Source organism: uncultured Campylobacter sp., from assembly GCF_938015785.1.
In the GTDB taxonomy this organism is placed as follows: Bacteria; Campylobacterota; Campylobacteria; order Campylobacterales; family Campylobacteraceae; genus Campylobacter_B.
In genome coordinates this window covers 37,925-57,996 of the sequence record NZ_CALLWC010000065.1, presented here as the reverse complement: position 1 = coordinate 57,996, position 20,072 = coordinate 37,925, and the positions used below count along the sequence as shown (strand labels likewise).

At 48.0% G+C, this 20,072-nt stretch carries 18 protein-coding genes; 15 read left to right on the top strand and 3 right to left on the bottom strand.

Annotated elements, in window-relative coordinates:
* Positions 1-84: 84 nt before the first annotated feature.
* The 3 genes from Q0393_RS09270 to murJ all read right to left on the bottom strand — a co-directional run bounded on the left by Q0393_RS09270 (position 85) and on the right by murJ (position 5,302).
* Positions 85-1,806: an ABC transporter ATP-binding protein gene (locus Q0393_RS09270; RefSeq protein ID WP_298979692.1), complete on the bottom strand. Its 1,722-nt coding sequence runs from the start codon at positions 1,804-1,806 to the stop codon at positions 85-87.
* Positions 1,807-2,487: 681 nt separating this feature from the next.
* Complete coding sequence (gene cysS, locus Q0393_RS09265) at positions 2,488-3,918, bottom strand: cysteine--tRNA ligase (RefSeq protein WP_298979691.1); 1,431 nt, start codon at positions 3,916-3,918, stop codon at positions 2,488-2,490.
* A complete protein-coding gene (murJ, locus tag Q0393_RS09260; RefSeq protein WP_298979689.1) occupies positions 3,905-5,302 on the bottom strand; it encodes a murein biosynthesis integral membrane protein MurJ in 1,398 nt (465 codons plus the stop codon). Before murJ ends, cysS begins: the two co-directional genes overlap by 14 nt.
* 80 nt (positions 5,303-5,382) lie before the next feature.
* Between murJ and Q0393_RS09255 the strand changes: the two genes are divergently transcribed.
* The 15 genes from Q0393_RS09255 to upp all read left to right on the top strand — a co-directional run bounded on the left by Q0393_RS09255 (position 5,383) and on the right by upp (position 19,052).
* Positions 5,383-6,486 carry an ABC transporter permease gene (locus Q0393_RS09255; protein WP_298979687.1) on the top strand — a complete coding sequence of 368 codons (1,104 nt, stop codon included), beginning with the start codon at positions 5,383-5,385 and terminating at the stop codon, positions 6,484-6,486.
* A complete protein-coding gene (locus Q0393_RS09250; protein WP_298979685.1) occupies positions 6,483-7,253 on the top strand; it encodes an ABC transporter ATP-binding protein in 771 nt (256 codons plus the stop codon). The genes Q0393_RS09255 and Q0393_RS09250 overlap by 4 nt, the downstream gene beginning before the upstream one ends.
* A gap of 475 nt (positions 7,254-7,728) precedes the next feature.
* Positions 7,729-8,658, top strand: a complete 930-nt coding sequence (locus Q0393_RS09245) for an MlaD family protein (RefSeq protein WP_298979684.1) — start codon at positions 7,729-7,731, stop codon at positions 8,656-8,658.
* A 2-nt stretch (positions 8,659-8,660) separates the two neighbouring features.
* Positions 8,661-9,224: a hypothetical protein gene (locus tag Q0393_RS09240; RefSeq protein ID WP_297917038.1), complete on the top strand. Its 564-nt coding sequence runs from the start codon at positions 8,661-8,663 to the stop codon at positions 9,222-9,224.
* Positions 9,221-9,775 carry a Holliday junction branch migration protein RuvA gene (gene ruvA / locus Q0393_RS09235; RefSeq protein ID WP_297880004.1) on the top strand — a complete coding sequence of 185 codons (555 nt, stop codon included), beginning with the start codon at positions 9,221-9,223 and terminating at the stop codon, positions 9,773-9,775. Before Q0393_RS09240 ends, ruvA begins: the two co-directional genes overlap by 4 nt.
* A 23-nt stretch (positions 9,776-9,798) precedes the next feature.
* Positions 9,799-10,830, top strand: a complete 1,032-nt coding sequence (locus Q0393_RS09230) for a D-alanine--D-alanine ligase (protein WP_297881318.1) — start codon at positions 9,799-9,801, stop codon at positions 10,828-10,830.
* 60 nt (positions 10,831-10,890) lie between these two features.
* Positions 10,891-11,109, top strand: a complete 219-nt coding sequence (locus Q0393_RS09225) for a type II toxin-antitoxin system Phd/YefM family antitoxin (protein ID WP_177389042.1) — start codon at positions 10,891-10,893, stop codon at positions 11,107-11,109.
* A complete protein-coding gene (locus Q0393_RS09220; protein ID WP_298979682.1) occupies positions 11,099-11,830 on the top strand; it encodes an alpha/beta fold hydrolase in 732 nt (243 codons plus the stop codon). Before Q0393_RS09225 ends, Q0393_RS09220 begins: the two co-directional genes overlap by 11 nt.
* A 396-nt stretch (positions 11,831-12,226) precedes the next feature.
* Positions 12,227-12,427, top strand: a complete 201-nt coding sequence (locus Q0393_RS09215; RefSeq protein ID WP_298979680.1) for a hypothetical protein — start codon at positions 12,227-12,229, stop codon at positions 12,425-12,427.
* Positions 12,428-12,650: 223 nt separating this feature from the next.
* Positions 12,651-14,447 carry a Mur ligase family protein gene (locus Q0393_RS09210; RefSeq protein WP_298979679.1) on the top strand — a complete coding sequence of 599 codons (1,797 nt, stop codon included), beginning with the start codon at positions 12,651-12,653 and terminating at the stop codon, positions 14,445-14,447.
* A 251-nt stretch (positions 14,448-14,698) separates the two neighbouring features.
* On the top strand, positions 14,699-15,379 hold the full coding sequence (locus Q0393_RS09205; RefSeq protein ID WP_298979677.1) for a DNA alkylation repair protein: 681 nt from the start codon (positions 14,699-14,701) through the stop codon (positions 15,377-15,379).
* A 97-nt stretch (positions 15,380-15,476) separates the two neighbouring features.
* Positions 15,477-15,845: a pyridoxamine 5'-phosphate oxidase family protein gene (locus tag Q0393_RS09200; protein WP_005870391.1), complete on the top strand. Its 369-nt coding sequence runs from the start codon at positions 15,477-15,479 to the stop codon at positions 15,843-15,845.
* Between the two features lie 266 nt (positions 15,846-16,111).
* Positions 16,112-16,885 carry an SDR family NAD(P)-dependent oxidoreductase gene (locus Q0393_RS09195; protein WP_298979676.1) on the top strand — a complete coding sequence of 258 codons (774 nt, stop codon included), beginning with the start codon at positions 16,112-16,114 and terminating at the stop codon, positions 16,883-16,885.
* 379 nt (positions 16,886-17,264) lie between these two features.
* Positions 17,265-17,858: a BON domain-containing protein gene (locus tag Q0393_RS09190; RefSeq protein WP_298979674.1), complete on the top strand. Its 594-nt coding sequence runs from the start codon at positions 17,265-17,267 to the stop codon at positions 17,856-17,858.
* A gap of 567 nt (positions 17,859-18,425) precedes the next feature.
* Positions 18,426-19,052 (top strand): uracil phosphoribosyltransferase, encoded by a 627-nt coding sequence (upp, locus tag Q0393_RS09185; protein ID WP_298979795.1) that lies wholly within the window; start codon positions 18,426-18,428, stop codon positions 19,050-19,052.
* Positions 19,053-20,072: the final 1,020 nt, after the last annotated feature.

Sequence of the window (20,072 nt, the reverse complement as noted above, 5' to 3'; positions counted from 1 at the left end):
AAATTTATGCGGCTTGCTTCAAAGATAAAATTTTAAAATTTCATAGAGCAAAACCGGGGCGCAAAAGGGGCAGAATTTAAAATTCTAGCCGTTTTGCATGATCCCCTTTAGGCTGCGATACTCCTCGCACTCTCCCGTCAGCTTTGCGTCGGTGCCGATAGCGAGGATGCGGCCGTTTTTCATCACGGCGATATTATCGGCGCGCTCGATCGTGGATAGGCGGTGGGCGATTACAAAGACGATTTTGCTTTGTTTGATCTTTTCGATGACGTTTGAGATCTCCTTTTCGCTCGCATTATCCAGCGCAGAAGTCGCCTCGTCGAATATTAAAATTTGCGGGTCTTTATACAGTGCGCGCGCGATGGCGATACGCTGGCGCTGTCCGCCGCTAAGATTTGCGCCGAACTCGCTAAGCACGGTGTAAATTCCATCCTTCATCGAGCTTACGAACTCATAGGCGTTGGCGAGCTTGAGCGCTTCTATAACGCGCTGCTCGTTAAATTCCGCGCCGTAGCTTACGTTTTGCGCGATCGTATCGTTGAAAATATAGACGCGCTGGCTTACGAGGCCGATGTTTTCGCGCAGGCTAGGGATGCTAAACTCGCCTATCTCGTCGTTGCCGTTGAATAAAATTTTACCGCTGCTTGCGTCGTAAAAGCGCATCAAAAGGTTCACGACCGAGCTTTTGCCGCCGCCGCTGTTTCCGACGAGCGCTAAAATTTCGCCCTTTTTGACGCTGAAGCTTATGTCTTTTAGCGCCGCCTTGTCGCCGTAGTTTAGCGACACGTCGCAAAAGCTCACCGAGCCTATCTCGCCCATCTGCTTGCCGCCTCCGACGATCGTAGGCTCCAAATCTATGAGCTCAAACGTCCGCTCGCTCGCTGCGATGGCGTCTTGCATGTTGTTATAGAGCGAGGAGACCTTTTTTATCGGGGTGTAAACCATAAAAAGCGCCGTAAGGAAGCTGAAAAAGCTGCCGATGCTCATCTGACCCGCGATGACCTCCTGCCCTCCGACGATGATCACCACCGCGATGCCCACGGCGCCTAGCATCTCCATGATCGGGCTTACCAGGCACGCCGTTACGACCGCCTTTAAATTTAGACCGAAAAATTTCCTGTTTTCGGCGTTAAATTTCTCCACCTCAAAGCTCTCGGCGTTGCTTGCCTTGACGATTTCGATGTTGGAGTAAATTTGACTGAGCGCCGAGGAGATATCGGATGTTTTTTCTTGAGACTCGCGCGAAATTTTTTTCATCCGCTTTGCAAGGCGCGAGAGCGGATATATCGCGCACGGAAAGACCACTAGCGCGAAAAACGAGAGCTTTGGACTCTGATAGATCACGACACCCAAAAGCCCCAAAATCGTAATAATCTGCGTGAAAAAATCGGGGATCATGTTTGAAACCACGACGCGGATACGCTCTATGTCGTTGATCGTGCGGCTGATTAGCTCGCCCGTGCGGAAGCGGTTGAAAAAATCCACGTCCAACCGCACGAGGCTTGCGACGAGCCTGTCGCGAAAGCGGCGCACCGTGTCTTGACCGATGAAGGCGGTGAAGTAGTTTTGCATAAACGCACCGCCGCTTTTCATCGCGAAAACCACGATGATCGCAATCGGAAGCGTATAGAGATACGGCTCGTTTTTTTCGACGAAAATTTTATTTAAAACGGGCTCGACCAGCTTCGCGCTCGCAGCAGTCGCCACGCTCGTCATCACCATACCCAAAATCGCCAATGCAAACTGCGGCTTATAATCCCTAAAATAGGGCTTAAAGCGCGATAGTAAAGTTTTAAAGCCGTTCAAATGCTATCCTTTTTTATAAAATTTTTAAAATTTAAAATCCAAAAATTCATGAAATTTCAAAATTCTTGAAATTCCAAAATTTATAATTCTAAAAATTCCTAAAATTCTAAAATTTATAATTCTAAAATTCCTTAAATTTTAGAATTTCGGCCGCGAGGCAGCACAAATTTGTGCTACGACACGGGACTAATTTGCGCTACGCAAGCTCACTAAATCAACTCGCTCGCATGCGGCGACCGTGCGGGCGACGCCGAGATTTAGCTTTTTTTATTTGCCGCTTTTAAAGCGTTAAGCGCTTAAAGCGAGCTAGTTTTTATTTATCACGATCTTTCGCTTTCGAAAGCCATTTTTAAAACATTGAGCTCTTTAAGGTGCCCATAAAGCGCTCACAAATGCCGTATCGTAATATACACCGCGTGTATCGCAACTTCGCATCTCTGCCACCGCATTGCACTTTTACTCACCACGCTACCGAATGAAAATCGCAGCCTGCCTTGTGGTTTTGCCGCTGCATCAGCCGTATCGCCAAATAAAATCGTGACTTTCATTGATGCGCGCACCCACGAATATCGCCGAATAAAAATCGCGCTAAAATTTTCGCGCGGATTAGCGTTCAGATTTACGCTTCGCATCGTAAAAATCATAAAATTTAACGTAAAATTTTGCGTTAAATTTTACGTTTTACTCCGCTGCGACCTCCCAAACTGTGCCGCTAGCCGTGTCCATCACTTCGATTTTCATATCCGTAAGGCGCGCCCTGATGGCATCCGCGCTTGCAAAGTCCTTTTCCGCCTTCGCCTGCGCGCGCTGTTTTATCAGCTCCTCGATCTGCGCTCTTTGCTGCTCGCTCACGCCGAAGCGAAAGTATTCGGTCTCATCCTCATATAAAATTCCGAGCGTCTGCTTTGCAAATTCTAAATTTGCGGCGATACGGGCTTTTAGCGCCTTATCTTTCGGCGCGCGATCGAGCGCTTCGTTCGCGCTTGCTACAAAGCTATCAAGCACCGCAAGCGCGCCTGAGGTGTTGAGATCGTCGCTTAAAAACTCCATCATCTCCGATCTAAATTTAGCCTCTGCAGCAGGCAGCTCGGACGTAGAATTCTGTCCCGCAGCAGAAGTCAAAACCTCACGGACGCGCTTTTTAAGGCGGTAAATTTTATCGAGCCTCTTTTTACTCGCAAGCAGATCGGCTATCGAATAATTAAAATTTGCCCTGTAATGCGAGCTTAAAAGATAAAATCTCAGCGCCTCGCCGGGTGCGATTTTTAGGGCGTCTCCTACAAAAAAGGAATTGCCGAGGCTCTTGCTCATCTTTTCGTTATTTACTTGCACGAAGCCGTTGTGAAGCCAGTATTTGCTTAGCGCTCTATGGCGGGCGCAGCGGCACTGCGCGGCTTCATTTTCGTGATGCGGGAAGAGCAGATCGGCGCCGCCTGCGTGAATGTCGATGCAAAAATGCGGATCGCCGCTATCAAGGTGCGCCAAAATCATCGCGACGCACTCACTGTGCCAGCCGGGGCGCCCTTTGCCAAACGGGCTATCAAACCAGTTCTCGTCAAATTTCCACAGCACGAAGTCCTTCTCGTCGTGCTTGGCATCGTTTGAGGCGACGCGGGCGATGTTTTTGCCGGCACCCTCTTTTTTGCCGCTAAGACTTAGATAATCCCCGTCCTTGCGCGTGTCGAAGTAGATGCCGTCACCCGCGATCTCGTAGGCAAAGCCTTTTTGAAGAAGCGAGGATATGAGCTCGCAGATCGCGGCGATATTTTCGGTCGCCTTGGGCGAAATGCTCGCGTCCGCGACGTTTAGCGCGCTCATATCCTGCAAATATCTGCGGGTGTAAAATTCTGTGATCTCCTCGAGGCTCTTGCCCGTCTGCGCCATCTTTTTTAAAATTTTATCGTCGATGTCGGTGAAATTTCGCGCAAATTTTACCTCATAGCCCTCCGCTTGTAGTACGCGGCGCAGCAGATCGAAGCTCACGGCGCTTTTTGCATGCCCTAAATGCGCGTCGTCATAAACGGTCGGGCCGCAGGCGTAAATGCGCGCCAACCCCTTGCTAATGGGCTCAAACGGGAGCTTCTTTTTGCTTAAACTATCATAAATTACCATAATACAAGCCTTTTAAAATGTATAAAATCGCCGCTTCGCCCGCACAAAGCGCCGCGATCGCAATAATTTTTTTTGCGCGGATTATAGCCAAAAAGTTATTAAATCCAAAAAAATAGAGGTTGAAGCCGAGCAGAAACGCCCCCGTTATCGTGCTTGCAAACGCAAGCCCTACGGCTCCGAAGGGTTTAAAAAACAGCGCACACAAAGCGACGTTTATAAAAACGCACCAGATCGAAATTTTCGCGCTTAGCTTCTGCTTCATATTCGCATACAGCCAGTGCGAAAAAATCCTAGACAGCCCAAACGGCACGAGCCCTACCATATATGCGCCAAGAACCGCGGCGCATTCGATAGAATTTTGGCGGGTAAATTCTCCGCGCTCAAATAGCAGCTGCGTGATCTCGTTTCGCAGCATCACGCCGCCTATCGCAGAGAGCCCGAGCAGCGCCAAAAGGAAGTAAAATCCGCGCTCCACGAGCGCCAGAGCCTGCGCGTCGTCGTGAGCTTTTACGAATTTGCTCATACGCGGAAAGATCGCCGTGCTAAGCGCGATCGCAAAAAGCGCGAGCGGCAGCTGAAATATGCGGTTGGCGTAGTAGAGATAGCTGATACTGCCGCTAGCAAGGAAGCTTGCAAAAAAGGTATCTATAAACGAGCTTAGCTGAAGCGCCGACGCGCCGAGCACGCCTGCGAAAAAATTTTTATAAAAGCCCTGCGTCTGCGGCTTATCGCCCCGTGCAAGCCGCGCAAAGCCACCCGCTAAGACGCGCAGCATGCCGGTAAATTTTAGCGCATAAACGTGCACCGCAAGCTGCAAAAGCCCGCCCGCTACGACGCCGAAGCTAAGATAGAGCACCGCCGTGGCGCCGTCCTTGCCGCGAGCCAGCAGAAGCGCCGCTATCATCGCTAAATTTAAAAGTGCGGTCGAAAACGCCGTCGTAGCGAAGTGGTCGCGATACTGAAGCAGCGAAGCAAAGAGCGTAACGACGAAGATAAACGTGAGGTAGAAAAAATTTATCCGCACGTATGGCACGGCAAGACCGATCTGCTCGGCGCTAAATCCGTATGCCAAAACTTTGGTAAAAACGGGTGCGGCGAGCAGCACGAGCGCCGTTAGAAGCGCGATGAAAATGCTAAATTTAATAAGTACCGAGGCTGCAAAAATTCCTTTTTTACGCGCGGCGGTAAAGCTAGGCAAAAACGCCTGCGTAAAAGCACCCTCACCGAATAGTCTGCGGAAAAGATTGGGTAGTTTAAACGCTACGAAAAACAGATCGCTATAAATTCCCGCGCCCAAAACCGATGCGGTAAGCAGGTCGCGCACGAAACCCAAAACTCGCGAAACCAGCGTGCCTGCGCTATTTGTAAAAAAGCCTCTGAGCATAAATCTCCATTAAATTTTATAAAATGCCAAGGTTGATTATATTATAATTTCCCCTATTTTTTGATTTTGGAGAGAAATTTTTGCGGAATTTAGCCTTTTCGCTCGAAAACTCGGGCGGGAAAAACATCCTATCGCTACGCGGGCAGTGGAACTACAAAAGCTCGCGCTCCCAGCTACTTGCACTAAAAAAAGCGGTAAAAAATTTAAACGAACTGGAGCTAAGCTTAAGCGAAATTTCAAATTTAGACTATTTCATGGCGCTGATGATCAAAAACGCCCTTGCCGGCAAGCGGGTTAGCCTTGTGGAGGATAGCTGCAAAGCCGCCAAAATTCTAAGCTTTATGGATGATAAAACGATCGATTTTAGCTACGTACCCGAATCTCGCAGGCTAAATTTTTTAGCGCAGATCGGACTTTATTGCCATCTTGGAATTCTAGGCTTGCTAAGCCTTGCAAGCTTTTTAGGCGAGTTTTTTTCCAAACTCGCGGCTTTTGTAATTCATCCGATGAAATTCCGCTTCAAAGAAACCGTAAATTTCATCAAAGATAGCGGCATAGACGCGCTTTTCATAGTTTCATTGACGGCATTTTTGATCGGTATCGTGCTTGCTTACATAGGCTCGGATATGCTCTCTAAATTTGGCGCCAGCATCTATATCATCGATATAATGGGCGCTTTGACGCTTCGTGAGGTAGCGCCTCTTATCGCCGCTATCGTTATCGCGGGTCGCTCGGCTTCGAGCTTTACGGCACAGATCGGCGTGATGAAGATCACCGAAGAGATCGATGCGATGAGGACGATGGGCTTTGATCCGTTTTATTTTCTTGCGATGCCGCGCATTATCGCGATGGTACTAATCATGCCGCTAGTCATTTTTATCGCAGATTCGGTAAGTATTTTTGCTCAGATGATCGTATGTGATGCGTATTTAGATATAGCCTTTAGCGATTATTTGGATAGATTTAAGGCTTCTGTAGAGCTTAGGCATTTTTTAGTAGGTATAATTAAAGCGCCATTTTTCGGGGCATTCATTGCTATCATCGGCTGCATGCGGGGTTTTGAGGTTAAAGGAAATACCCAAAGCATCGGCGAATACACCACCATTAGCGTCGTAAACGCGATATTTTGGGTTATCGCGATCGACGCGGTATTTGCGGTTCTGTTTTCGGAAATCGGGCTATGAGCGAGCAAGTGCAATCTAGCGAAACCTCCAAAATCATAGTCGCGCGCGACGTTACTACTGCATACGGATCGCGCGTTATGCACGATTGCGTGAGCTTTAGCGTCAAAAAGGGCGAAATTTACGGCTTCCTAGGCGGCAGCGGAAGCGGCAAAACGACGTTAATGAAAACGCTCATATTTTTAAAGCGCCCACAAAGCGGCGAGATTAAAATTTTCGGACGCGATATTTGGCGCGCGAGTGAGGCGGAGCAAAACGAGATCCGCCTAAAATGCGGCGTAATGTTTCAGTTCGGCGCGCTTTACAGCTCGATGAGCGTGCTTGAAAACGTAGGCGTGTTATTGCGCGAATACTCTAAATTTAGCGAGCGCGAGATAGATGAGCTATCGATGTTTTGGATCCAAAAGGTGGGACTTAAAAAAGAGGCTGCCGCGCTTAGCCCAAACGAGCTTAGCGGCGGTATGAAAAAGCGCGTGGCGCTGGCTCGCGCGCTAGCTCTGAGCCCTGAAATTTTATTTTTGGACGAGCCAAACTCGGGGCTTGATCCGCTCAGCGCCAGAGCCCTTGATAGGCTCGTTTGCGAGCTTAGAGACAGCCTCGGTGTCACGGTCGTGATGGTGACGCACGATGTGGATAGTATCTTTGACATTTTGGATCGGTTTTTGATCGTAGATAATCAAAAAATTGCCTTTGAAGGAAACATCGAGGAAATTTCAAACCTAGAGAATAACCCGCTTGAAGAGCTATTTAAGATGCGGCAAAGAGATTAGGCTTTGAAATTTACCGAGCCGAAATACAGCTTGCGGCGGGTAAAATTTAGATAGGTAGGAGCTGAAATTTTAAAATAGCAGCGGAAGAATTTTAAATTTTAAACCTAGCGAGGAATTCCGGGATCCGCAGGGCTTAAATTTTTAAAATTTAGACCTTAGCGGCTCAATCGAAATTTTAAAATTTAGGCGGGTCGTATTTAAGGGCGCATTTATTGGATAGTGCATAAATTTTAAAATTTCGGCGAGCAAGCGGCGTTAAATTTAAACCGGGGCGGTAAAATTTTACGCTAAAATACGGCGCGGCGATATTTTGAAATTTCAAAATGCACGCTAAGCTTTAAAATTTAAACTCAGATGATTCTGCGAATTTTGCGACTATTTGAGAAAGTGCTAAGTTTTAAAATTTAAGCTCAAATGGCTATTTTAAGGCATATCGCAGGGCTTAAATTTTACGCTCTGAAATTAGGAGAAAAGATTGGAAAATAGAACTTCATACACGATAGTAGGCGCATTTGTTATGATCTGCGTCGCGGCTCTTACGGCATTTATGTGGTGGATGCTTACAAAGACTGATCGCAGCGAGAGCTACCGCTCCTACTATATCCACACAAAAGAGCTTCCTGTAGGCATTAAGGAGAATTCCGAGGTTAAATTTATCGGCGTAAATGCGGGCATCATCAAAAGCATCGACTTTGCCGATATCGAAAATGCGATCATCGAGATTGAAATTTCGGTAAAAAGCAAGCTACCGATCTCGCAAGATAGCGTCGCCAAGGTAGAATCTCAAGGCATCAGCGGAATCGCGTTTATAAATATCACGAAAGGAAGCGGCAAGCTTTTTCCGCCGAATGATAAAAAGCCGATAATTGTGCTGGATAAAACGCTTCTTGATAAAATCGGCTCTAAAGCTGAAGTCATCACCGATAGCGTGAGTGAGATGATCTTTAAGATTAATGGGCTGTTATCTAAGCAAAATACCGATAAAGTGGATAGAATCCTATCTTCGATGGATAAATTTAGCGCTGAGCTAAGTGATGAGAAAAAATTCCAAAACCTAGACGCACTGCTTGCTAACGTAAATACTCTCATAGCAAATTTAAACGAGCGCGAGAAGGAGCTAGACGCGCTGTTAGATAATCTAAATGCTTTTGCCGTGAGTGCTGCCAATCTATCGAATTCACTGGATAAAACCACAGGCATCATCACTAAGCGTATCGATCGCGGCGAGTACAATCTAAAAGCGATCTTGGATCCTACACTTGAGGAGGCAAAAAACACTCTTGGCGAGCTAAAAAAATCGCTTAGAGAATTCCAAGGCGCGATGTTTAGGCTAGAGGACAATCCTTATGATTTCTTTTTCAAAGACACTTCTAAAGGCGCGGATCGCGACGATAAAAAGGAATAAAGATGAAAAATTTTATAAAGTTTACGCTTGCTGCGACGCTGGCGGCGATATTTTTAGGCGGCTGCTTAGCTAAGCAGGCTAAGCCATACACCTACTACGAGCTGCGTTATGATCAAAAGCGCTGCGTAAATCCTAGCGGCGCGCGCAAAAATATCTTTATCGACACCATTACGGCGACAGATCTCGTCGATAGGCGGGATATTTTAATAGTGGATTTTAGAAACCGAACACGGTTCGCAAGCGACGCCAAATTTATCACGATGCCTAGCGAAATGGTATATAAGGCGCTGCTTGATGCGGCATTTTCCACCTGCTCGCTAAATCCGATATTTGTGCCAAAAGAGCGGGATTTGCGCCTAAAAACCAGTATCGTAGCGCTTCAGGTCAATAACGATCAAGCAACCGTCACGATGGGGTATGAAATTTTGAATTCTTTAGAAAGCATAAAATCCGGCATCGTCACTAAGCGCGTTTTCGTGCCAGATCCCAGCTCGCAAAGCATTTATAATGCTCTAAATTTAGCGCTTAATGAGAGTATAAATGAAATTTTAAAGGCTCTTAGATGATAGCGGCGATCGAAGGAATTATCACGCGCAAGGAGCCCACTGCTTGCGTTATTAAATGCGCTAGCGGCGTAAGCTACGCTCTTTCGTTGTCATTAAATACCTCCGCGAAGCTCACGCAGGGCAGGCTGACCGAGCTTGCGTGCGTGCAAATTCTGCGCGAGGATGCCGATTTGCTGTATGGGTTTTTAGACGAGAGTGAAAAAAGGATGTTTGAAACTCTAATCAAGCTTAGCGGTGTAGGTGCAAGCACGGCGATGGCGGTTTGTTCGACGCTCGCTCCGCAGGATTTCGCGCGTTGCGTAGCTACGGGGGATGCTGCGACGCTAACTTCAGTTCCGGGCATCGGCCCAAAGACCGCTAGACGGATCATTGCCGAACTAGGCGATGCAAAGCTAATGGAATTCGGTCCTAGCGAGACTTATAAAAACGAAGCGGCATCCGCGCTACAAAGCCTTGGATTTAAGCGCGATAAGATCAATCAAATTTTAGCGGGCTGCAGCAGCACGAATACGTCAGATCTTGTCAAAGAGGCGTTAAAAAAATTAGCGTAGAAAATAAAATTTGAAGGAAAGCAATGAAATTTGGCATAGTTTTTGGAGCTCAAAGCTACGAGCACGAAGTAAGTATCATCTCGGCAATTGCCGTTAAAAATGCCCTAAAAGGCTGGGACTTGGAGTTTGTATTTTGCGATAAAAATCGTAAATTTTACCGCATTGAGGATAAAAATATGCGCGCGGCATACTTTAAGCAAGGCGGCTATGCTAAAGCAAAAGAGCTTAGCATCGGTGCGGGCGGATTTTTTGAGAGCGGAATGTTTAGCAAAAGCATGCTAGAAGTCGGCACATATATCAATCTAATCCACGGCTGCGATGGCGAGGATGGCAAAATGGCAGCGCTATTTGAGTTTTTTGGCATCCCTTACATCGGACCTCGTATCGAAGCTAGCGTGCTAAGCTATAATAAAATTTTAACCAAGCACTTAGCCGCAATCGCAAATGTAAAAACCTTGCCATATGAGATCGTAAATCGTACCAGCCTGCCTAATTTTAATTTTCCGATCATCGTCAAGCCCGCTCATTTGGGCTCTAGCATCGGAATTTCGATAGCCAAGAACGAAAGCGAGTTTAGCTACGCGCTGGATCAGGCTTTTGAGCTGGACGACAGCGCGATCGTAGAGCCATACTGGGAAAACGTAAAGGAATTTAATCTCGCAGGCGCTAAAATAGACGGCAAAATCGTATTTTCGAACATCGAAGAGCCAAAAAAAGAGGGCTATTTAAATTTCGATCGTAAATATTTGGATTTTTCGCGTAGTGGCGCGATCGAGCCCGCTCGTCCTGGCGCTTTATTAGAGGGTAAGATGAAAGATGCCTTTACGCGGCTTTATAACGCAGGATCATTCGATGGCGCGCTGATCCGCTGCGATTTTTTTGAAAAAGAGGGCGAAATTTATCTAAACGAGATAAATCCAAACCCAGGCAGCCTCGCAAACTACCTATTTGATGATTTCTCCGAGGTTTTAGCAGCTCTTGCTTCGTCGCTGCCGCCGATGAGGCAGATCCCCGTAAGCTACGAGCTGATCACCAAAATCACCGCTAATAAGTAGCCAATCGTTTAAAATTTTACGCTAAATTTTGCGTAAAATTTTACTCCAAAAGGTCGAGTTATGATAAATCAAGACGAAATTTACACCGCTACCGAGATCGTGCGTAACTTCAGCACCGTTTTAAACAAGATCAAAAACCAAGAGATCAAAAAAGCCCTGATCGTTAAAAACAACAAATTCGAAGCCGTGATGATCAGTATGAGCGAGTTTGAGCGGCTCGAAAAGGCAGTCGAGCTACTCAAGGCCGTTTACGCCAAAAGGAGCGGCGGTGGCGAGTAAGGAGCTCGTCTGCGGTGGCGAAAGCTACAAAATCAGCTACGAAATTTCAAATTTGCAGCGTGCCGAATATATTTTGGTGTTGCACGGCTGGGGTGCAAACAAAGCGCTTATGTCTCGGGTTTTTGCGGACAAATTCCGCCGTTACGCGTTAGTGTGCGTCGATCTGCCGGGATTTGGCGCCAGCTCGCAGCCTGCGCGCGCCCTTGGCAGCAAGGATTACGCAGAGATTATGCGCGCCTTTATCGCAGCTTTCGGCAAGCAGCCGGCAGCGATCATGGGGCACAGCTTCGGCGGCAAGATCGCTGCATTGCTAGCTCCGCGCAATCTCATACTGCTAAGCAGCGCCGGTATCATCGAACCCAAGCCCTTTGCCGTGCGCGCCAAAATCGCGATTTTTAAAATTTTAAAAAGACTTGGACTGGCGGGGCTTTGGCGCGCGTTTGCGAGCAAGGATGCCGCAGGTATGAGCAAGACGATGTATGAGACGCTAAAAAACGTCGTAAATGAGGACTTCAGTGATATTTTTTCCGCGCTAAACCCGCAAAATGCGCTCATCTTTTGGGGCAAGGACGATCGCGCCACTAGCCTAAAAAGCGGCGAGCTGATCCACTCGCTCATTAAAAATAGCAAATTTTATCCGCTGGCAGGGGATCACTTTTTCTTTTTGCAGAGCGCGGAATTTATTGGCGAGCAGATTGAAAAGGAGCTTGGCGGCAGCTAAATTTAACGATTCGGCGCCGCGCTAAATTTAAAGCGAAACGCGATTTTGTGTAAATTTTAAAATTTAGCCGCGAAATTTTAGCGCCGCTAAAAATCGGGCTTTAGATGTAAAAACAGATCATGCGAAAGGCAAGAGTGGACGCATTTTAAAAAGCGTTTCAATGCGGCGCTTTAGTGCAGTTCGCCCGCGTTTTAAAATTTTGAAATCTGTTTGCGTCAAAGATCGCGAACCGAAGCGTAAATTTAGATTACAAAGTCGCGGGCACGCAGCACATATTTAAAATTTAGCGGCGTAAAATCCGCTCTTTGGGCGCGCAGTATAAAACGCAAAACTCAAATTGCGGCGTGCCGCGTTAAATTTTAAAATTTTAATGCGGCAACGGATCGTTTCTGCTCTGTGTTTGCGGTTATGGTGGCTGTAAAAGACGCGGCAAAACCGTGTATGTATGCCGCAAAGCGAACGATTAAATTTAGTCGCATAACCGCGCCATCGCTTCGTCGCGATACGAAGCCGAAGTGCTCAGACGGCATAAATATCGCGCAGCATTATAAAAGCGTCGCAAAGCCTAACCTGCGAGGCGCGGCACAGTATCAATAACGAAAGAGCCGCGCTGCAGCGTAAATTTATCTAGCGCGGCTCGTGCAGCTCACAAGAGCGCGTGAATTTATGAGTGCGCAAGTTTGCAAAAATAGAATTTGCAAAGCGAGAATTCATAAAATTTACAAATGAAGTCGAATGTCGGTTAGCCCGAGCTCGCCGCGTTTTGCCCGCACAGGCTTGCAAGGCGGGCGCGCAAATTTATAAAAAGGAATTTTAAAAGATGAATATAATATTTTTGATCGCGCACGCGGCATTCGTCCTGCTGATGGGCTTTTATCTGATCACCTGCCTGCAGTGGTTTTCGTATAAGCCCGCGCGCATCATCTTTCACTTCACCAAGCCCGCGTGGCACCTTTATTTTTTGATTTTGCCGCTAGCGGCGTATTTTGGCTGCGAGATCGCGGCGAGCCTCTGTGCGGCTAAATTCGGCGCCGCGCCCTTCCATGCCCTGCACATCGCTAAAATTCTAATCGTCGCAGCCTACGCGCTCGCGCTTTATTTTTGGCAAAGAGGGCTTGATAAAAAGCTCGTCTTTACGCCGCGCGTGAAGCGATTTTTTGCGATTTTGGCGGTTTGTGTGTTTAGCTTTAACGTCGCGTTTTATGCCGCGGGGGGCCCGATTTTGCCGATATTTTTACCGCTTGGCGCCGCTCTTGCGGCGAGCTTTGCTTACGAGCGGGCACAGGCTTCGAAATTTAAGGCCGCTGCACGCAAAAAACTAGCCCAGATGCCCTCGCTTACGATCATTCAGATCACTGCGAGCTATGGCAAGACGAGCATTAAAAACTTCTTGTATCAAATTTTAAAAAGCGACTTTCGCTGCTATAAGACGCCGCGCTCGGTAAACACGCTAGCAGGGCTCGTGCGCGACGTAAACGAGGCACTACCTGCAGATACGCAGATCTACATCGCCGAAGCAGGCGCCAGGCTAAGCGGCGATATCGCCGAGATCACCGAGTTTTTGGCACCGCAGATCGTCGTCGTGGGCGAGATCGGCGCGCAACACATCGAGTATTTCAAAAGCATCGAAAACATCCGCAAAACCAAGCTCGAAGCGCTCACGAGCGCGCGGCTAAAGCATGCGTTTTTGCACAGCTGCACGCAAAAAAGCCCGAGCGAGTGCATCACGATCTACGATGAGGGGCTGGAAATTTGCGGCGCGGATCTGGACGGCATAAAATTTAGCCTTAGCTTGAGCGATGATGAAAGCGGTGCTAGCAGCGAGAATTCCACGCTGCATGCAGACACATCCGCTGCGGATAGCGAAGGGCAGGGCGATTTGAGCTTAGACGCAAGCGGTGCGGCATGCGCGGAAAAATACAAAAATTCTAAAAATTACGGCGCCGATTTTGACGATGCAAATTCCATGTCCCGCGCCGAACGGAGCGAGCAAGAATTTTGCGAACAAGCCGTCCGCGCCGCTAGCGACGATAAAATTTGCGGCATCAAAGAGCAGGGCGTGCAAGAAGCTCCAAACGAGCATAAAACTTTAAACGGGCGTAGCGAACAAGGAAAGAGGCATGAGTTTTTCGCGCCGATTTTGGGTAAATTTAACGCCGCAAATCTCGCCGCGTGCATAAAGATCGCGCGATTTTTAGGGCTTAGCGCCGATAAGATCAAAAGTCGCGTCGCGCACGTCGGCGCCGTCGAGCACAGGCTCGCGCGGCTCGATGCGGGCGGCAAGATCATCATCGACGATAGCTTCAACGGCAATCTAAGCGGCATGCTGCAAAGCTACGAGCTGATGCGAAGCTACGGCGGGCGCAAGGTCATCATCACGCCGGGCATCATCGAGAGCACGCGCGAGGACAACGAGACGCTGGCTGCCAAGATCGATGAAATTTTTGATCTCGCGATCATTACGGGCGAGCTAAATTCCGAGGTGCTGCAAAGCAAAATCGACCCCGCAAAGACTATCGTTTTGAAAGATAAGCGCGATTTGCAGCGGGTTTTGAGCGAAAATACGCACAGCGGCGATCTGATTTTATTTTCAAACGACGCGCCGAGCTTTATTTAAGCGGCTTTGACGGCACGGCTTGCTCTGCGCTGAGGCATACTGCGCGATTCGACAGGGCGTATTTTTAGACAAAAGACTTTGAGCGAGTGCGGCGAGCAATTTATAAAGTGGCGCGACCCGATAGACGATTAGTTGAAGCGTACGGTGCGATCTGTTTAGATAAGATAGCCTGTGCGGCTAAATTTCGGCGCGCCGAGATCGGCTCGCGTTTTGGCGAGTTAAAATTTTAAATCAAAATTTAAAGGAAAGCTATGGATCTACGAGAAAAGATGCTAGGGCAGCTGCGAGCGCTAAGCGAGGAGAAATTCGCGCAATTTTCGCAGCGCCTAATACCCGCGCCACAGATTTTGGGCGTGCGCACTCCCGCACTGCGTGCGCTTGCCCGCAAAAGCTTCGCCGCTTTGAGCACGGCAGATGAAGCGCGGCGCAAGCTGCAAAATTATAAGCCCGTTTTTCACGAGGAGTTCGTGCTAAAAGGCTTTTTTATAATGCTTTTTAAGCAAGATGAGACGAAATTTGCGCTCGCGAGCGATTTTATCAAAACGATGCCTAATTGGGCGGTTTGCGATATGTTCGTTCCGAAATTTAAAGACGCCTCTTGTGCGGACGCGCTGCTAAAGCAGGCTAAAAGCGGCGCGGACGAGTTTGAGCGGCGATTTTTCTACGTTTATTTTATGCAAAATATGAGCGCGCTCACGCCCGAGGAATTTTTTGAAATTTGCGCCGCCGAAAGCGACGAGCGGTACTATGTGCAGATGGGCGCGGCGTGGGCGATAGCGGAGATGTTTATCAAACAGCGCGAACCTACGCTTGCGTTTTTGGCGAGCAAGCGGGCGGCTAAATTTATCCAAAACAAGGCGATTTCCAAGATCCGCGATAGCTTCCGCGTAAGCAAAGCCGAAAAAGATGCGCTTTTGAAATATAAAATTTAACCGCGGCGGAAAGTGGCGAGGTAGTTAAAATTTCAGTTGCGCGCGGGGCTTGTCAGCCAAAACTGCGAGCTTTAAAATATAAATTTAAGGAGAGAAAATGTTTAGCAAGGAATTTTTAGAAATTTTAAATTATGAATGCGCCGTGGGTATCGCTACCTGCGCGCACGGCGAGGCCCACATCAGCAATACGTGGAACAGATATCTAGTCATTAAGGGTGATCGCATCCTCATCCCAGCCGCGGGTATGAAAAAGACGCAAAGCAACGTGGAGGCAAATCCAAACGTCGAGCTTAGCGTCGCAACGAAGGAGCTAGCAGGCAGGTTCGGCGCAGGGCGCGGCTTTGTAGTGAAGGGCACGGCGCGCTTTATTGATAGTGGTGCGGAGTTTGAAGAAACGAAGGCGAAATTCCCTTTTGCTACAAGGCTACTTGAAATCACGGCTAGCAGCGTAAAACAGGTGCTGTAATTTGAGCGGCGCACGGTTTGGGCGGAATTTTACGGATGAAATTCCGCCGCGAGCTTTACGATGGAATTTTGCCGCGAAATTTTGTCGATGGAATTTTAAAGTTAGTAAAATTTTATAGATGAAATTTCGCTTCGCCGCGAAATTTTAAAGCGGGCGAAATTTTAAAGTTAATAAAATTTCAAAGCCTGCAAAATTTCGAAGTCTGCGAGATCCGTAAATCTCGCTCAAATTTTTAGAACCTAAATTTACGTATTGAAAGGAAAAGTATGAAACGATTAGAGGGCAAAACAGCCGTAATTACGGGCGGAAGCGACGGAATAGGGCTTGGTATCGCAAAGTGTTTCGCCGAAGAGGGCGCAAATTTGATCCTGCTCGGCAGAAGCGAAGAGAAATTAAAAATCGCTCAGGAGGCATTGGGCGGTTACGGCGTGAAAGCTTACACGGTAGAGGCGGATTTGGCGCAAAGCAAAACGATAAAAGGCCTTTGCGAGCGCATTTTAGCACTACCCCTTAAGATAGATATTCTCGTAAATAACGCCGGACTGGGAAAATTCGTACCGTTTGAGGCGACCGACGAAGCGCTGCTGGACGCTCATCTAAATCTAAACGTCAAAGCGCCCTATCTGCTTACTCAGGGTCTTTTGGGCGCGCTTGCGGCTAGCAAGGGCTGCGTGATCAATATCTCGTCGTATTTCGCAAACAGAATGCTCGTGGGGCGCACCACGACGGCATACTCGATCACCAAAGGCGCGCTAAATTCTTTCACTAAATCGCTTGCCTTCGAGGTTGGCAAACTCGGCGTACGCGTCAACGCCATAGCGCCCGGAAGCGTGCTAACGCCGCAGTTTGAGCGAAATTTAAGCGCGCTTAGCCCGCAGGGGCGCGAGGCGTTCGAGCAGATGGTGCAAAATATCTATCCGCTTGGCAAAATCGGCAGCGCGCAGGACATCGGCGAGGCGGCAGTGTTTTTGGCGTCGGATGCGGCGAAATGGGTCAGCGGCGCGATATTTGCGATAGACGGCGGGCTTACGACGAATTAGCCGCGATTGGGCGGAATTTTGGGCGCGGATTTTGAAATATAAAATTTTACGGCAGCAAATTCCGCCGCGAGAAATTTACTCCGTAGAATTCGCAGCGGCAAATTTTACGATGAAAAATTTAGCCGCGTAGAATTTTACGGCTACAAATACTGCTTGTGAAATTCCGCCGTGGCGAAAGCGCAAAATTTTGCAAGTCGTGCGAATTACAACGCAAATTTTAAAATTTATATTGTAAAATTTTGCAGCGTACAGTTTGGGCGGAATTTTACGACGCAAAATTTCAAGCTGCGGCAAAATGGCGCCTGCGGGGCTAAATTTAAAAAAGCGAAGCTAGCGAGCGGCTTTAGATAATTAGAAATTAAACGAGATTGGAGAGGGTTTGAGGGTTTTGTTTCTAGCGATTTTAGCGGTATTTTTGAGCGCGAGTGCGGTGCTTTTTAGCTCGTGCGCAGCTCCGCTGGCGCCCGCAGGCAACGCGCTTAGCGTATACGACATCTATTCCGTAGCGCGCGACCGCCGCAGCGTGAGCGAGGTCGCTAGCGACAAGCTCATCCAGACTAAAATCCAAAGCAAAATTCTATTTACCAAAGGCCTTAGCAGCTGGGATCTGGAGGTCGAATGCTTCTACGGCGAGGTCTATCTCATCGGGTTGCTAGATAGCGAAGCGATGCGCGAGCCGCTGCTTGCTTTAGCTAGACAAACCGAAGGCGTGCGGCGTGTGCATACCTATCTGCGCGTCAAAAAGCCCGAATATCCGTGCAATTCGTTTGAAATTTTTGCAAATTTAAAGAAAAATCTATTTTCCGACACCGACGTTTCGGGCACTGCGGTGCGCATAGCGATCGTAGGCTGCGACGTGGTATTTAGCGGCGTGGTAAGCGACATCGAGCACGAAAAGCACGCGATCTGGTATGCGACGCACGCGCCTGGGGTGCAGGACGTGTATTCGTTCCTACGCGTGGTGAAGGAGTAGGGCTGTTAAATTTGATCGCCCCGCGGCACGTTAAAATTTAACGGCTTGCGGCGAGTTAAATTAAAAGATACGTTCGGTTTATTTGAGCTTGCTTGCACAGCGCCCGCATCTATGAAATTAAAATTTTATCGGCGCGCAAGATAGCGGGGAATTTTAAAATTTGGCTCACGAGTGCGAGCATTAAGTAAATTTAAAGCCGCCTCAGACGATAATTTCGCAGATGAAATTTACGCCGCAAGCGCCCGCCGTATTAAAACGCTAGGTGCCTTAAAAAGCGCGCCGTATTAAAGAGCGGCTAAATTAGAGGCGACGCGAGCGGGCAAATTTAAAAGCGTTAAATTTAAGCGAGCCGCCGAGTTAAATTTAAACGTCGCAACGCGTGCATTGCGAGTGAAAATGAGCTAAATTTAAAGTCGTGCCGCCGCTATCGGCAAAATTTTAGCGCCACGGCGCGGGAGTTCGCACCAAAACAGATAATTAAAATGCCCAAGAGGGCGCAAAATTTAGTAAATTTAAGGAGAGAAAATGAGCCAAAGCCAAAAATGTACGTACCAAACCGCGTGCGAGCTGCCTAATGTGAGGCTGATCAAGCACCCGCTGATCGAGCATAAGCTCACGATCTTGCGCGATCGGGGGACCGATCCGTTTCAGTTCCGCATGCTCGTCGATGAGATCAGTTACCTGATGATGTTCGAGGCCACGCGCGATCTGGCACTACGCGAGGTGAGCGTGCACACGCCCGTGGCGCAAACCGGCGCGTATAAGCTCGCCACAAAGATCATGATCTGCCCGATTTTGCGCGCCGCGCTGGGGATGCTGGGTAGCGTATTTAAGCTTATGCCCGATGCTAGCGTTGGATTTTTGGGCTTTCAGCGCGACGAAAAGACCGCGCAGGCGGAGTTTTTTTACGCCAAGCTACCCTCAGACGCTGCGGAGCGCACCGCGATCATCATCGATCCGATGTTTGCGACCGGCGGCACGGCGATCGATGCGGTTAAATTTTTGCTGAAAAACGGCGTCAAAAAGATCAAATTTATCTCCATCATCGCAGCGCCCGAAGGGCTTCATAGATTTAGCGAGATCTACCCGCAGGTCGAGGTTTTTACCGCGGCGATCGACGAGAGATTAAACGAGCAAAAATATATCGTGCCGGGCCTCGGAGACGCGGGAGATAGGGTGTTTAATACGATGTGAAATTGCGCGGCGAAGGACTTTTGACTGCGTTAAATTTGCGCGACAGTATTTATGCGGCGATAAATTGATCGGCAGCAAACTTTACCGGCAATGGAATTTTACGCGACGCGAAATCTATTTATAAATATGCGAGTTGTCGCCGCTCGGAATTCCGTCGCGGCAATAAATTTGGCAGGGTACGTACTTTTTACGGCGCACGCAATACGTAGTAAAATTTTAACTCGTCGTGGAATTTGTGGCATTTTGAAATTTGTTAAATAAAATTTGAGCTCCGCGATGTGTAAAACACATAAATTTCAAAGTAAGAGAAATATGAAATAGGGCGGTGAAATTTCATTATCGACGAATTTTCCCGTAAAATTCTACCCGCGTAAGATTTTACGGGAAATTTACCGCGTTAAAACTCTGCGACAGAGCGGTAGCGAAATTTTAAAATTTTGCCGCATTTGCGGCGTGAAATTTGTAGCTATCCGCACTGCAAACAAATCGCAATATCGCTATTTTCAAACCTTGCTATCGCACCGCGCGCGGTTTGAAAAAAGTCCGAGTAATCGCGTCTTTTAGACGTAGTGTTAAACCTCGTTACCGCCCATGAAATTTAGCGAGCCGCAAAAATAGCAAGTTTAAAGCCGCCGTATTTTGCGATTAAGAGCGATTTTACGCTGAGCCGTGGAAATTTTGCGCCGCTATACCGTTTTAAACGCGATTCCGCCCTACCGCCGCCCAGTGCGAGCGCGACGAGCGCGAAATCTTACAACCCGCAGTTGAGTTATCGGTAAAATTTCAAGTAAGGGCAAAATTTCGCCGCTATAAATTAAAATCGTCCTTAGGCTCGGGAGAAATTCTAAAATAGCGGATGGAGGTAAAATTTTATCGCTAGGCCGTATGGTGGGCTTGAATTTAGGCAAAATGTCGATAAATTTTGGCTCGCAAAAGAGTCCTACCGCTTAGCAATTCTAAATACGCAAAATCACGCTCATATTGGCGCCGTAGCGTCCGCACCACAAAAATTTACAAATC